Below are 15,125 nucleotides of genomic sequence, written 5' to 3'. Positions count from 1 at the left end.
AAGCGGGTCGAGTCGAATCGATCCGACGGCTCACGAGGACGAGGCGACGATGCGCTCGATTCGTTGCCGAACCGCGGCTCGGAGCTCGGGAGCCACTATAGTAGCCACTAAAAGTCAGTGCGCACCCGATCGCACGACGGCTGTGCGATCGGTGTGCAAACAGTTTCAGTTGTTACTATAGCAGGATCGGAAGACTGCGACGGAGGGAAATAGAAGCGTATATCGAGGGACTGCGGGAGGATCGATCGGAACGGGTCCTACTCGACCGTGACGCTCTTTGCCAGGTTGCGCGGCTTGTCGATCGGTCGGTCGAGCAGATCCGCAGCGTAGTACGAGACCAACTGCAGTTGGACGTTCGCGAGCAGCCCGGCCCAGACGGGATGCGTGTCCGGAACCGAGAGGTGGGCCTCGGCCGCGTCGACGACGGGGTGGTCGTCCGGCGAGACGGCGACGATCGACGCGCCTCGGGTCTGTGCCTCGATCGCGTTCGTCTTCGTTTTGCCGTCGTCGCCGCCGGTACAGACCGCAAAGACCGGGGTTCGTTCCGTGACGAGCGCCAGGGGACCGTGTTTGAGCTGGCCGGAGGCGAACCCCTCGGCGTGCTCGTACGTGATCTCCTTGAACTTCAGAGCTCCCTCGAGCGCAACGGGGTGGCCGAGCCCGTTGCCGATGAAGAAGAAGGCGTCACTTTCGATGTACTGCTTCGCCAGTCGTTCGGCGTCGGTAGTCTCGAGGATCTCCTCGACCTGCGCCGGGAGGTCCTCGAGGCTCTCGAGCATGACGTCGACGTCGTCGACCTGGTCGGCGTGGGGGACGTCGGCCGCGATACGCTGGCTGACCAGCGCAAGCGAGACCGCCTGCGAGGAGAACGTCTTCGTCGCGGCGACCCCAACCTCGGGGCCGGCGCGGATGTACATCGCGTCGTCGGTCTCGCGGGCGATCGTCGAGCCGACGACGTTCGTAACCGCCAGCGTTCGTGCACCGCGGTCAGCCGCTTTGCGGATCGCCTGCAGCGTGTCGGCGGTTTCACCGCTTTGCGTAACTGCGATGGTCAGGGTGTTCTCGTCGACGGGGCCCGAGGCGGAGTCGTACTCGCTCGCACGGATCACTTCCGCGCGGATATCCGACGCCTTCAGCAGCTGGGCGCCGTACAGCGCAGCGTGGTACGAGGTCCCGCAGGCGACGAACTGGACCTCTTCGACGTTCGTAAAGGAGCCGGCGGGCAGCGACTCGATGTCGACCTCGCCATCCTCGACGCGACCCTCGATCGTGTTCGCGAGCGAGGTCGGCTGGCCGTGGATCTCCTTTTTCATGTAGTGGTCGTACTCACCCTTACCGGCGTCTTCTGGGTCCCAGTCGACGATGTCGGTCTCGCGGTGAACCGGCTCACCCTCGAGATCGGTAATCTCGTAGGATTCGGGCTCGAGAACGACGACATCGCCGTCCTCGAGGTAGATGACCTCGTCGGTGTAATCGAGGAAGGCTGGAACGTCGCTGGCGAGGAACCAGTCGTCGGTTCCGAGGCCGAGTACCAGGGGGGATCCCTTTCGCGCCGCGTAGACGCGGTCTTCGTCCTCGACGATCGCCGCGATCGCGTAGCTTCCCTCGAGCGTCTCGACTGCCTTGCGCACCGCGGCCTCGGTCGGCAGCTTCTGTCGGTACTCGTTGATCAGGTGCGGGATGACCTCGGTGTCCGTATCGCTCTGGAAGACGTGTCCCTTCTCCGCCAGTTCCGTCCGAAGCTCCGCGTAGTTGTCGATGACGCCGTTGTGAACGACGGCGACGTCACCGGCGGAGTCGGTGTGGGGGTGTGCGTTTTCTTCGGTCGGCGGACCGTGAGTACTCCAGCGGGTGTGGCCAATGCCGACGTTACCGGTCGGCAGGTAGTTCAGCTTCGATTTGAGGTCCGAAACCTCGCCGGACGTCTTGTGCACCTTCACACCCGAACCGTTCTGGACCGCGATCCCCGCAGAGTCGTAGCCGCGGTACTCGAGGTTTTCGAGTCCCGTCAGCAACGTGTCGGCCGCGTCATCGGATCCGATTCGTGCAATGATACCACACATTATCCGAGTACCTCCGGGACGGCTCCGGCAACCGAGGAGGGGCCACAAACAGAGCGGGCCGGGTCGGTCGAACGTCGGTTCGGTACGCCGCTACGGCGTGCAGTTCTGTAACGTGTCATAGATCTAATCCTCCCGGGTCTTCTGTCCCTGCACATCGACCCGGCGTTACCCGATACGTTGCCGACATAGCCCATTACTATGGATCGGATAACCACTAACGGACGTCCCGTTTCACCATTTCTCCGCGTCTCATCAGTAATATTATCTTATCGTGCAGTGAGAGCGCACGATAGGCCACGTTCGGCAGTTCGGAGAACGGTAACTGACTAACCACAACGAGACGAACCGGAGTCTCGATCGAACGGCTGCACTTTGTTGCAGAGACACGACGCATCCTTATTCGACCACTAAGCGTGCCAGCATGGCCGGTTCGTAAACACGTCTAGAATCGGTCAGTAGGGAGGACAGCGGCCAAAACGAGGTTCGTCGGCGTATTTATTGAAACGCGAGAGAAGATACCCAGCGACGTCGGCTCCGTCGGCTCCTACGGAGACTTTGTAACCGTTACCGACGGGTCGTCGGTCTCCGGTGAGCCCCCAGGTCCGTGGTCGGCGAGAACGATCGCGTTCTCGCGACCGACCGAGACCTTGCCGATTTCCCCTCGATCGTGCATCTCCGAGAGCAGCCGGCTGACTTTGGACTTCGACCAGCCGGTTTCTTCGACGATCCGATACTGGTACGTCCTGCCGTCGTTCTCGACGAGTATCCGGATAATCTGTCCCCTGTCGCTTAGAAGTTCATCGGGTGTGTCCGGTGAAATGTACGTCTCGTACGTGTGGGTCGGCTCTTCCTCCGTCGGTTCGTCGTCCCGTTCGTCGTCGTCGGAAGACACCAACGCCGCAGGGTCGAGCGTAACATCGCGGTTCGAGAGCGCCTCGAGGAGGCGAGCTCCGATGAGTACGCCGATGATCACCACTGCAGCGCCGACCAGTGCGAGTTCCCAGATCGGCGTCCCGCCCAGAAACTGGACGGGTTGAGAGACACTGATGCTGGCAGCGAGAGACGCCGCTGCTGACCGGACTGTTGCGCCGTCGGGCGACGAGATGAACGCGGCTACGTGTACCTCGCCGACGGTAACCAGTACGTCGCTAGAGACGGATTCGGATACGGTATCGATCGTTCTGGGCTCCATGGTTGCTAGACTCGGGTATGACCGACCGTGAGAGAACATATTCACATCGGTCGTATTAGCACACAATATGACATCCAACTTCATTATGCGGTCAAACAGATTTGCTTAACAGCGAAATAAGATAACAGGGTCTGAGAAGCGAAACCAAGGCTGAGTGAGGGTCAAGAGGGAGCTAGACTGTTGACGAATCCGAACGACGTGTGACGGGGCAGTTTATCGGCTCTATAGTAAACCGATGAGATTGTCTGTGTTCGAGTGAAGCGTGTCAGCCGTCTCGAGGGCGTCTGGCACACAGACTCCGACGCGCGTCGTCGGCGGCGTCGGGCACGTGACACACCACCATGACCCCACCACTCAGCGACACCGAGAGACGAACTGACGGACCAGAGAGCGATCGGCCGGACGGACTCACCCAGTCGGCAGAGGGAAGCCTTCGAGATGCGACAGTCTGTGTCGTCGGGCTCGGCTACGTCGGGCTCCCGCTCGCGGTCGGGTTCGCACAGGCAAACTACCACGTCGTCGGTTTCGACGTCGACGACTCGAAGGTCCAGACGCTACAGAACGGGGTCGATACGACCGGGGATCTCTCGGACGAAGCAATCCTCGACGGTGACATCAGCTACACGACCGACTCGGCCGCGGTACGCGACGCCGACTACGTGCTCGTTACGGTCCCGACGCCCGTCGAGGGCGAACGCCCGAATCTCGCGTTCATCGAAAGCGCCGCCGAGACCGTCGGCACACACCTGACGCGTGGAACGACGGTAATCCTCGAGTCGACGGTGTATCCGGGGGTCACGCGCGAGGAGTTCGCCCCGGCCATCGAGGACGCATCCGGACTCGAGGCCGGCGAGGACTTCTATCTCGCGTACTCGCCCGAGCGAGCGACCCCCGGCGACGGCGAGCACTCGCTCGACAGCGTCGTCAAGGTCGTCGGTGGACAGGACGATACCGTCCTCGAGGACGTCGCGACGCTGTACGAGTCCGTCGTCGACGCGGGCGTCCACCGGGCGCCGTCGATCGAAGTCGCGGAGGCGTGCAAGGTCATCGAAAACGTCCAGCGCGACGTCAACATCGCGCTGATGAACGAGCTTTCGATGGCTCTCGAGGAGATGGGGATCGACACGCACGACGTGCTCGAGGCCGCGGGGACGAAGTGGAACTTCCATGACTACCAGCCCGGACTGGTCGGCGGCCACTGTATTCCGGTCGACCCGTACTTCTTCGCCCACCGGGCGAAACAGGCCGGTGCCGATCCGGAACTGATTCTTACGAGCCGGAACGTCAACGAGTCGATGCCGGATCACATCTCCGAGCTTACGATCAAGGCACTCAACGACGGACACAAGGCCCTCTGTGAGAGTCGGATACTCGTGCTCGGACTCTCGTACAAGCCGGACGTCGGAGATATCCGAAGTTCGAAGATCGCGAACGTGATCGATCGGCTCCAGCAGTTCGACGTCGACGTCGTCGGTTACGATCCCCACGCGGACAACGACGCCGTCACCCAGGCGTTCGGCATCGACGTACAGGACTCGCTCTCGTTTGCGGGCTTCGACGGCGTCCTCATGGCGACTCCGCACGCGGCGTTCGACGAACTCGACCTCGGGACGATGGCGACGGCGCTCAACGAGTCCCCCGCGCTGGTCGATATCCCCGGGGCGTTCGACGCCGACGATGCAACGGATCAGGGCTTCAGTTACAGGAGAATATAATGTACCGCGGTCATACGATCCGAGGCGGGACGCGACCGAGGAAATTATCGGCGTCGGCGTTCGCACTCGATACGAAGGTCACCGTCCTCCCGACAGCGACGGAAATCGACACGACGAGGAACAGTACGAGTAGGGTGAGCCGATAGATGCGCGTCATCGTAACGATCCAACACCCAGCTCACGTCCACTTTTTCAAACACGCTATCACGGAGCTCGAGGCGGATGGGAACGACGTCTACGTCTTCGCCCGGGAGAACGAAGTCGTCAGGGATCTACTCGAGTCCTACGATATCGACCACGAGATTTTGGCCGGCGAGTCCGACTCCCTGTTCTCGCTCGCGAGGGTACAGGCGACCTACGAGGCGCGACTGCTGGCCCGGGCGCGGAAGATCAAGCCTGACGTTATTACGGCCATCGGTGGCCCCGCCGCGACTCACGTCGCAAAGCTCGTCGGCGCGAAAAGCGTCGTCTTCTACGACACCGAACACGCGACGCTCATCAAGATGCTCGCGTACCCGTTCGCCGACATCATCTGTACACCGGAGTGTTACGACGGCGATATCGGATCGAAGAAGGTCGAGTACCCCGGCTACCACGAACTCGCCTACCTCCACCCCGACCGGTTCGAACCCGATCCGACGGTTCTCGAGGAAGCCGGATTGGAGCCGGACGACACCTTCGTCGTGATGCGGTTGAGTAGCTGGGACTCCTCACACGACATGGGTCAGGGAGGGTTCAACGATCCGATAGAGGCCGTCCAGCGGCTCGAGGACGCCGGGGCGACGGTGCTGATCACCTCGGAGGTTCCCCTTCCCGACGAACTCGAAGCCAACCGGATGACGACGTCGCCGGATCAGATACACGACCTGCTCGCGTACGCGGACTGTTTCGTCGGCGAGGGTGCAACGACGGCCGCCGAGGCTGCGATACTCGGAACCCCTGCGGTCTACGTGAACTCCCTCTCGCTGGGCTACATGCAAGAGCTCGAGGAGGAGTACGGGCTCGTGTTCAACTTCAACGACGAGGACCGCCACGCCCGCTCGCTCGAGAAAGCGGTGTCGATCATCGAAAGCCGCGACGAGGAGACCTGGCAGCGTCGACGAGATCGGTTGCTCGCCGACCGCGTCGACGTCACCGACGTCATCGTCCGGGAACTCGAGACCGTCCTGACGACCGACCCGGACCGAGCGACAGTTGCCGCCAACGCCGACTGACACGATATGCACGTACTCCACCTCATCACTACCACACGTTCGTTCTTCGAACAACAGATCTCGGTCCTCGAAAACCGAGGGATCGACTGTACCGTCGTCGGCGTACCGGGCGATTACACGGCCGAATCGCCTCGAACGCCGATCGACTACCTCCGGTTTCATCCGAAGGTGCTCTCTCACGTCTGGGCGGACGACTACGACATCGTTCACGGACACTACGGTCTCGTCGCACCGTTTGCACTCGCCCAGCCGACGCGTCCGGTGGTGCTGAGTCTCTGGGGTACCGACCTGATGAGCGACATGGGCTGGCTCGAGACGATCAGCCGGTACGGCGCCCGGTTTGCCGACGCGACGATCGTTCCGAGCCCGGCGATGTCACGCGAACTCGACGTCGACCACGTCGAGATTCCGTTCGGGATCGATACGGAACTGTTCAGACCGATCCCACGCGAGGACGCTCGCGAACGCGTCGGCTGGGACGAAGACGAGCGAATCGCGCTGTTCCCGTACGACCCGGATCGAAGCGAGAAGGACTATCCACGGGCCGAACGTCTCGCCGACCGTGCCGACGCGGATCTCGAGGTGCGGGCGATCGACGGCGTCGCCTACGAAGAGATGCCGTACTACATGAACGCGAGCGACCTGCTGCTCGTGACGTCGAAACGGGAGGCCGGGCCGATGGCCGTCAAGGAGGCCGCCGCCTGTAACGTCCCTATCGTCTCGACAGACGTCGGTTTCGTCGACGAGACGATCGGCGGCCTCGAGAGCTGCGTCGTCAGCGACGACGACAGCGAGCTCGCGGCAGGACTCGAGTCGGTTCTCGCCGGCTCCGGACGCTCGAACGGTCGCGAGGCCATCGACGGACTGAGTCTCGAGTCGATGGGCGACCGCCTCGTCGAGTGTTATCGAGCGGTCCTCGAGGAGCGGGGACGCGATGCGACGGAGTTATCCCTCGAACGAACTGACGATAGAGAGGAAACGTATCATGGCATCTAAAATGTCGCTGTCGAACGTGCGACCCTTGCGACTCGACACGACAGCGGCGATCGCCGGTTTAATCGCTGCGCTGTTGCTGTTCCCGCTGCGGTTTTTCGCGTCCCAAATCTACATCAACACGATCCCGATCGTCGTCGGCCTCGGCTGTGCGCTGTATCTCCTCGCGGTCCACCAGAACGAAGGCGAGCGAACGCTGCCGACGCTGTCGACACCGGCTGCGATGGCGCTTCCGAGTATCGTCACTGTCGGAATGGCAGTGATGATCCTCGTGACGATCTTGCAGGGCACCCGAACGCCACTGTTTTTCGCCATCTCGAGCGTTGTCGGGACGTTGCTGTTCGGACAGATACTGTTCACGAGCGACCGTGACTTCCATCGCGGAATCCTTCTGTTTCAGCTCGTGTTGTTCGCGTTCGTCTTCCGGTTTACCGCGCTGTATACGACGCCGGGATACATCGGGATCGACGTCTGGACGCACATGACGGAGCTCACCCAGGCGGTCTACCTGGAACAGTCGCTCGGTGCGATCTCCTACGACAAACACTTCGGATCGCCGTTCTTCCACCTGTACGTCATCGCATCCACGCTCGTTTACGACGTCTCGTTGCGAATGGGGCTGTACCTCTCGATGGGGATTGCGATGCCGCTTTCCATTCTCGTCGTTTACGCCGCAGCCAACCTTCTGGTTCCGGCCCGGTGGGCGACCCTTGCGACCGCGATGTTCTCGGTCGCCAGCTACACCGTTATGTGGGGAGTTCATCTCATCCCGACCAGCATGGGACTCGTCTTTTTCCTCGCGATCGTGTACGCCCTGATCCGCGTAATGCGCATCGAGTACACGAGCCGCGACTTCGCGTTTCTCGTTTTCCTCTCGGTCGCGGTTATTTTGACACACCAGATATCGACGTTCATCGTACTGGTTCTCCTCGGTGCCGCGTTCCTGGCTCAGATCCTCTTTATGACCGGGCCGCTGGGACTTACCAGACTCGATACGAGCGTCTTCCGGACCAAGAAACCGGTCAACCTGATCGGACTTCTCGTGTTCAACTTCGGCCTCGCGATTTTTGTCTGGTCTCTGACGCCGTACCGCGACGACTCGTTCCTGGGAACGGTCCTCGGCTGGTTCGGTGAAACGCTCGAGGAAAGCGCCGGTTTCCTCGAACTCGCATCGCCGGGCGCAACGGGTGACGAAGAAGCAGCAGTTCCCGACACGGGGACGACGGTGCTCGATCAGATCGTCCCCTACGTCAACGAAATCGGCTTTCTCATGCTGTTCGGTCTGATGCTCGTGGGAAGTCTCTACGTCGTCCATCGTCGACGCGCCGAGCAATCGGTGTTCACGCTGGTGCTCGGAAGCGGAATCATGCTCGTGTTCGTGCTCGGGCTACCGATGTTCGGAATCGAGAACTTCGTTCCGACGCGATGGTTTGCCTTCCTCTATGCGTTGATGGCGATCATCGGCGCGATCGGACTGCGGACGCTCAGCCGGAACCTCTCGCCCGCCCCAGTCGTCGCTCTCCTCTTGGTGATCGTCCTGCTGTACCCGGCTGGGATGATGCTCGCCGCCGAAAGCAACCCGGACAGCCCGGTGTTCTCCGACCAGCACGAGCGGCTGGCCTACGATCAGTCCGAGCTCGCGGCGGTAGACACGATCGGCGACATGACCGGCTCGCCTGCGGGATCCGAGATCACTCCGGAGCAACAGCTACACACCGATCATCCCTACCAGACAGTGTTCGAGCGAACCGGGGCCTATCCGTCGACCACGTCGATAATCCTCCCTGAGGATGGCTACGCGGAACACGACTACGTCGTCTACCGAACGACCCAGTCGGAGGACGCGACGTACTTCAGCAGCGCCGAGGACGGACCGGGGTACTCCGATAACCCGACCGAAGAGCGCATCTGTCGAACGACACAGTCGTCCGTGTACGACAACGGCGACGTGCGCTTCTGTACCCCGTCGCCGGCACAGGAGTAGTCTAACCGGTTCGTAACCGCGTCGGACGTCGGTATCGTCGGAGGTCGCGTCGGTCGGCCGAGAGAAGGTTTTTGAGATCATCGACAGCGTCGGTCGAAATTCCTCGAAGGGGCTCGAGCGAGATGCCTACTACAGCCGGCGCCATGGAGCGATTCTTGCAGCTTCGTAGCGAGAGACGATCGGTGCTTCTTCCATAATCGGTAACGAAGAGTCTCCCTTCCCCGACGGGGTTGTAGCCTCGAGATCGCCACCGCCGTCCGTTGGATGGACTGCTTCAGCTCCCGCTCGAGGAGCGACGCTTCGCGGAGAGTGGAACACCGCTCACGAAGCCGCGACCAGTTACCTCATGCGAGGCCGGGCTGGTTGCTGCTCGAAGAAAGATCGCAGCAAGGATCGGGTGGGTTGAGTGGAGTCAGCGCCGAGTTCGATGCCGATCGAGGGAGTAGCCGTCGTTCGAGCGGTCGAGTTCGAAGGCTCCGAGTTAGTCCGCTTTCCGCTCGTGCTCTTTCGGTCGTCGAAGAGGGAAGAATACGGTCCGCTGTCGTACGGAGGGTGCGGAACGAACGAACACTCGAGTACGACGACAGTCACGGGTCTATACTGGCGTCGAGAGCAATCTGCGAGGGTGGGATCGGCCGACGAGTCGCAAACGGCGGTGAGCAGCAGGCGTAGCGCCGTAGTATCGAGAGAACGGAGTCCGACTCCGATATCGCGATGGTAACAGTCGAAACCGATACCGAAAGGCTGCACGAACGCCAGGCTATCGATTCACTCACGGTTTCGTCGGTATCGGATGCCAACTCGCCGTACCGACGGGGCGAGCGAACGGCAAGAGTCGGCCACTACAGTCACCTCACGACGACAGAACCGTTCCCCATAGTCTGGGCGACCTCCTCCTCGCGGCAAACAGTGGGCTTTCTCATAGCACTGCACGGAGGATAGTTGCTGGTTTGTATCCGGTCGGCATGAGAGAGCGACTGGCGGAGCCACACCGCCGGTACTCCTGCCCTCGAACAGGGACGCGAAGCGATCTTGCTGGCCGAGACACCACAGCGACTCGAGGGTGTGTCTCGAACGTTCCGATTTCAAGAGACCCGATACTGTGGATTCGGGTGGTGTAACCGCTTCGGCGTACTCGTGCTACGAACCGGTACTCGCTTGAGATCCGTATCGATACCGAACACAACTCGTGTAGATGGTATCGGAGCCCCCGCAAACGGGAGAGAACGTCGATTCCCAAAGCAGTCGGCTACGCCCGACGATGGCAGAATGTTCTCCTTGAAGAAAGAGAGGCCATAACAGCGGACTCGAGAACGCGAGTGGGAAGCGAGCAATAGGGCCAGTTTGCTAGCGGATCGGCGGTTCCGAGCGCTATGAAACAGTCACCGGGAGCTTGATCGTTCGATAGGCGCTCTCCTCGTCCGGATCGTCCGGCGCCTCGCCCTCGTAGAGGTACAAGACCAGACGGACGTCGTCACCGGTCATCGTCGGTTCGAACTCGAGGGATTGCTCGTGAGTTTCGCCGTGGTCGACGGTTGCAGAGTCAGTCGCGAGAACGTCCTGGTCCTCGACGGAGACGCTATCGTTGTCGTAGCTCACGTCCTGTAACGCGACTGCCGTCTCGTACGATCGCTCCTCGTGTTCCTCGTTTGCGATGTAGGCGGTCACCGACTCCGTCTCGCCCGCAGAGAGTGACTCCTCGTAGAGATACTCGGTGTCACCGTCGACTTCCTCCGTCTCGAGATAGAACTCGGTGTAGCTGTCGTGGTCGGGCGGGCTCGCGACGGCGAATCCGGCGACGGCCGCCAGGACGAGCAACGCGGCGAGAAACATCACGTTGTACGGCCTGGTGCTCGGATCCGATCGGCTGAACGAGTCGCCGGCGTTCGAGAACAAGAGTGGAGCGCCCGACAGCGAGGGTGTGTATCGGCGGTTCGGAGGACACCGATACCGCTGAACGATCCCTACCAGCGCGAGCGCAATCGTCAGGAGCGCCGTTCCGGCGAGCACCGGGAGAATCGTGATCCCCCACGGCGTTACGGTCGCAGCGAGCGCGACTGCCGGAACGATCGCGATGCTCGCGACGACCGAGAGAACGAACCGTTCGATCGGTTGGAGTCCGCCGTTGTTCAGCTCAGCTCGGTTCGGCTCTCGCGTTTCGTCATCGAACGACCGGTATTCCGCCTCCGACGCGTCCGGATATAAGATAGAGATGAAAGCGTATCCGGGAAGAAACAGCAACAGCGGAATCCCCAACAGAACTCGAACCGCGCCCGAGATCGGCGTGAATAGACCGAACGTGACGAACCCGGTTACTGCGATGACAAGTGTGAGATCGAAGAACCACCAATCGGAGTCGCTCATTACAGGTCCTGTGGTTCTCGAGCGTTTAGTTATCAGTCATATAAGCGACGGCTGCGGAGACCGACCCGGTGTGAGCGTCCGAACCCAGCGTGACGAGAAACGCGATCCGGCTTTATTTTCGTTGTTTTCACCACCCATCAAAATACAGTTCAGGTCGACACCGATCTTGCTTCGGAAGCCGCGACTCGATAGGGCGAATGGAGGACGTCCGTCTGTAATAGTTCCGAACGCGATTCGTTATAGCCCAGTTATGAAGAAAGAAGCCCTCTCAACGGCTGTACACACACAGTACATTATATGAAACAGTCTGAACGGGTGGGTTAGTACGGATTTGGGTGAAGTAAAACCGTTCATCTATGGACGATTTTCATGCTTTAATACTGGTCCACGAGTCGGACTGATCAACGCGATGAGTTCGACAGAGACCGTTACAGAGGAACGAAACCGGGGTGAGGACCGCGAAGCGGATATCGTCTCCGACGAGGAAGAACTTCCGGTCGACGAGATTTTCCATATTCTTCAGAACGAGCGCCGACGGATGGTTCTCGAGTATCTGCAAGAGACAGATGGCTCGGTACGGATGCGTGACGTGGCCGAGCAGGTCGCCGCCTGGGAGAACGAGACGACCGTACAGGAGCTGACCTCGGACCAGCGCCAGCGCGTATACATCCCGCTGTATCAGTCACACCTTCCGAAACTGGACAAGGCCGGTATTATCGACTACCAGCAGAACCGAGGCGTCGTCGAGCGGCGCCCGCTCGCCCGGCAGCTCGATTACTACCTCAATGCGGATTCGAACACGAACTCGGCCGCCGCCACCGGAAAGGACAGAGGAACGGATTGGGACGATTACTACATCGGTGCTGCCGGTGCGGGTGCGGTTTTGCTTCTGGGAGCGATCTTCGAACTGCCGCTGCTCTCGATCATCACGGGTATTGGTCTGAGCGCACTGATCCTGCTAATGTTCACGACGCTGACGATCGGTCAGTACGTTAGGTAGGCCTCTCTCGCCGCCGTTACCGGTAGATAGTAGCGACGGTCCCGAGACAGGCAGTCAGCAGGCCAACGATCGAGACGGCCGCCGTGATCTCGAAGACGATCGGTGAGACGAGCAGCGCTAACGAGACCGCAAACACGAGCGCGATCGGATAGCGCCATCGGTCGGAGGAGTGGTCGTCGGTGAGCTCGACGGTTCCACGTTCGGGGCGGTACTCGACCACACCTGAGGCGTCGAGTGCAGGCAAGTCGGTCTGTGAGAGGCGTTCGTGTACGTCGCCCCAGGCTTCGACGTCGTCGGTTCCACTGGCTTCATAGAGCTGATCCGCGATCTCGTCGATCGTCACGGGTCCGTTGCGTGATTCGAGCAGAGAAACGACGTTCCATTCGAGTTCGGCCGGCGCTCCGGTTGTCGACGTGTCGGTCTCGCGGTCGTTGGACACGATCGACGATTCGTTGTATTCGAACACTCTAACAGACGTCGACGCTTGAACGGTGGACTCGTCGCCACTCGAGTCCGAGGAAGAGTTCTTTCGAAACGGCGTCAGACGCATATTGCGAATCACACACGTCTGGTACTATAAATATGCTCTCGATAGCATGCGATAAATCTGTTGCGGCCGTTTGTTCACGTGTTCAAACCGGGCATAAACATTTTACAGAGTGCGAAAAGTCCTCTTACAAGCGGAACTATTGGGCGAAGGAGGAGTTCTGATCGATCCATCTCAGGTGCTGGTCCGCGCTCTCGTCCCAGCTCTCGACCCACCCCAGAAAGTCGTTGAGGCGAAGCTTGTGTCTGGCGGGGAGATCGTGGACGTGTTCGAACTCCGGCAGCAGTCGCTGATCGAAGTTGTACCTGGTAAAGAGCTGTTTCCGGTTCGGCCATGGCGATTCGAAGGAGTCAAAGAACGGTGCCTTGCGGCGAACGAACCGTTCCATCTCGTTGAACAGCGTAACGTCGTGTGGTCGGTCCGGCGGTCGGTGTCGGAGCATCTCGGGATCGATCTGCTTGCACGCCTCGAGAAAGGTGTCCGTGGACCGTTCGGCTGGCGGCGCGCGGAGGTGCCAGTCGAGGAGTTTCGTGTCCGCAGCCAAAAACGACGCGAAGAAGTTGTCGGCAAGCTGGGTGTGGAACGGCATCGACGGCTGGTTAGCGATTCCACAGCAGCTGAGCGCGTTCTGGATCGAATCGGAGCGATCGAGGACCGATTCGAACTCCGTTCGGACGGCCTGTCTGACGAACGATTCGGGGTCGACGTCGAAGGCGGTCCGCTCGGAAAGCTCCTGACTCGCCGCCTGGCTGTAACCGAACCGTGAGAGGAGAACGTCGATCGGATCGGGGTCGGGATCGAGTCGTTCGAACGGAACCCGTTTGCCGAACACCTCGAGGTCGACGTGAGCGGTGAAGTGACCGCGGAAGAAGGTATCGCACAGCAGGCCGTGATAGATCGTATCGACGTCGATTTCGTCGGTGTACCCCGCGTGGTGGATATGCAGCGACTCCTTGATCCCCTGTGAGTACTGTACCTTCGACCGGTCGGCATGGAGGTAGCGCTCGTCGGGTCCGAACGCAGTGTGGTCAGCGCCGTACTGCGCTGCGAGGCGTTTGGCGCCGACTACCTCCTGGGCGGTGGAGTTGCCGACCGTGTAGCAGTGTTCGAGATCCGGGAGCTGGGCGAGTAGCGTTCGGGAGTCGTATCCCGCAGAGAGGAGCAGCCCCTTTCGTCCGGGAAGGATCGATCGACGGTCGATTGCGCGTTCGAGTCGGTTCGCGAGCGTTCCGGCGTAGTCGAACTCCTTGGTATCGTAGATGAATCGCTCGAGGTCGGTAACCGACGACGCCCGCAGTTGACTGTCGATCGGGAGTCGAGAGAGCTGTTCGAGGCTCGTCTTCTCGCCGAGTGCAACGCCCAGATGGAGAAACTCGAGGATACCGTCTCGACAGAACGAGGGGTCGGGAATGGTTTTCGCGACCGTTGCGGAGTCGGTGCCGAACACGCGAACCCCAGGGGCGTCGGTGTAAAAACACTCCCGCGAACGAATCGGATCGGTCGCGACGAACGTCTCGTCGGGTGTGTCGAGGACCGCGAGATAGGAGCCGTTGAGCTCGGCCAGCGCCTCGGTACCGTTGCGTTCGTAGGCATCGAGGAACCAGCGGGCAGCGTTCGTTTCCTGGCCGGGAACGTACACCTCGCCCCAGATAACACAGCAACCGGCTTCACCGTCGTAGCTCGCCGTCCAGCCGGGAGTTCCGAGCCCGAAATCCCTGATCCCGACGGTTATCGACGGGCCGACGAGTACCTCGTCGAACTCGTCCGTCGATCGAAACCGGGTGAACGCTTCTGTACCACCAAATACGCCGAAGAGTTCCGTATTCATCTCGAGACCATCTCACTGCGTGACTGTGGCGTGGAGTCGCGACCGGCAACACCGTTTGTCAACCGGAAGGCACGCACACGTCGAACTACACCACACTGGGAGCGAGCCACCATTAACTATAGTTCCACTAAGCGGGTCACAAAGTGAACTAGCTGTGTGCCACCAATAAACAGTCCTCCGCTGAAATGCTATCGGGCTATCTGGTGGCTCTATCAGCAGTATTCT

The 15,125-nt window shown here is 60.6% G+C and carries 10 protein-coding genes; 5 read left to right on the top strand and 5 right to left on the bottom strand.

The genetic code is table 11. The features are described 5' to 3' along the window. Positions 1–257: 257 nt before the first annotated feature. Together glmS and ACFEMD_RS10615 are read right to left on the bottom strand one after the other, a co-directional pair. A complete protein-coding gene (glmS, locus tag ACFEMD_RS10620) occupies positions 258–2,063 on the bottom strand; it encodes a glutamine--fructose-6-phosphate transaminase (isomerizing) (RefSeq protein ID WP_394740979.1) in 1,806 nt (601 codons plus the stop codon). A 544-nt stretch (positions 2,064–2,607) separates the two neighbouring features. Then, positions 2,608–3,294 carry a helix-turn-helix transcriptional regulator gene (locus ACFEMD_RS10615; RefSeq protein WP_394740978.1) on the bottom strand — a complete coding sequence of 229 codons (687 nt, stop codon included), beginning with the start codon at positions 3,292–3,294 and terminating at the stop codon, positions 2,608–2,610. Positions 3,295–3,596: 302 nt separating this feature from the next. Between ACFEMD_RS10615 and ACFEMD_RS10610 the strand changes: the two genes are divergently transcribed. The 4 genes from ACFEMD_RS10610 (at position 3,597) to ACFEMD_RS10595 (ending at position 9,161) form a co-directional block, all read left to right on the top strand. Beyond that, positions 3,597–4,970 (top strand): nucleotide sugar dehydrogenase, encoded by a 1,374-nt coding sequence (locus tag ACFEMD_RS10610; RefSeq protein WP_394740977.1) that lies wholly within the window; start codon positions 3,597–3,599, stop codon positions 4,968–4,970. 146 nt (positions 4,971–5,116) lie between these two features. Beyond that, positions 5,117–6,184, top strand: a complete 1,068-nt coding sequence (locus ACFEMD_RS10605) for a DUF354 domain-containing protein (RefSeq protein ID WP_394740976.1) — start codon at positions 5,117–5,119, stop codon at positions 6,182–6,184. A gap of 6 nt (positions 6,185–6,190) precedes the next feature. Further along, positions 6,191–7,180 carry a glycosyltransferase family 4 protein gene (locus ACFEMD_RS10600; RefSeq protein WP_394740975.1) on the top strand — a complete coding sequence of 330 codons (990 nt, stop codon included), beginning with the start codon at positions 6,191–6,193 and terminating at the stop codon, positions 7,178–7,180. Continuing rightward, positions 7,170–9,161, top strand: a complete 1,992-nt coding sequence (locus ACFEMD_RS10595; protein ID WP_394740974.1) for a hypothetical protein — start codon at positions 7,170–7,172, stop codon at positions 9,159–9,161. The genes ACFEMD_RS10600 and ACFEMD_RS10595 overlap by 11 nt, the downstream gene beginning before the upstream one ends. Before the next feature lie 1,371 nt (positions 9,162–10,532). Here ACFEMD_RS10595 and ACFEMD_RS10590 read toward each other — a convergent pair. Continuing rightward, a complete protein-coding gene (locus tag ACFEMD_RS10590; RefSeq protein WP_394740973.1) occupies positions 10,533–11,525 on the bottom strand; it encodes a DUF1616 domain-containing protein in 993 nt (330 codons plus the stop codon). A gap of 409 nt (positions 11,526–11,934) precedes the next feature. Here ACFEMD_RS10590 and ACFEMD_RS10585 point away from each other — a divergent pair, with 409 nt between their 5' ends. After that, on the top strand, positions 11,935–12,525 hold the full coding sequence (locus tag ACFEMD_RS10585; RefSeq protein ID WP_394740972.1) for a DUF7344 domain-containing protein: 591 nt from the start codon (positions 11,935–11,937) through the stop codon (positions 12,523–12,525). Positions 12,526–12,541: 16 nt separating this feature from the next. Here the strand turns inward: ACFEMD_RS10585 and ACFEMD_RS10580 are convergent, their stop codons facing one another. Both ACFEMD_RS10580 and ACFEMD_RS10575 read right to left on the bottom strand, forming a co-directional pair. Next, positions 12,542–12,868: a DUF7344 domain-containing protein gene (locus tag ACFEMD_RS10580; protein ID WP_394740971.1), complete on the bottom strand. Its 327-nt coding sequence runs from the start codon at positions 12,866–12,868 to the stop codon at positions 12,542–12,544. 343 nt (positions 12,869–13,211) lie between these two features. Further along, a complete protein-coding gene (locus ACFEMD_RS10575) occupies positions 13,212–14,900 on the bottom strand; it encodes an asparagine synthetase B family protein (RefSeq protein ID WP_394740970.1) in 1,689 nt (562 codons plus the stop codon). Positions 14,901–15,125 lie beyond the last annotated feature (225 nt).

Source organism: Natronococcus roseus, from assembly GCF_043677095.1.
Lineage (GTDB): Archaea > Halobacteriota > Halobacteria > Halobacteriales > Natrialbaceae > Natronococcus > Natronococcus roseus.
This window is presented reverse-complemented; position numbering and strand designations above follow the sequence as displayed.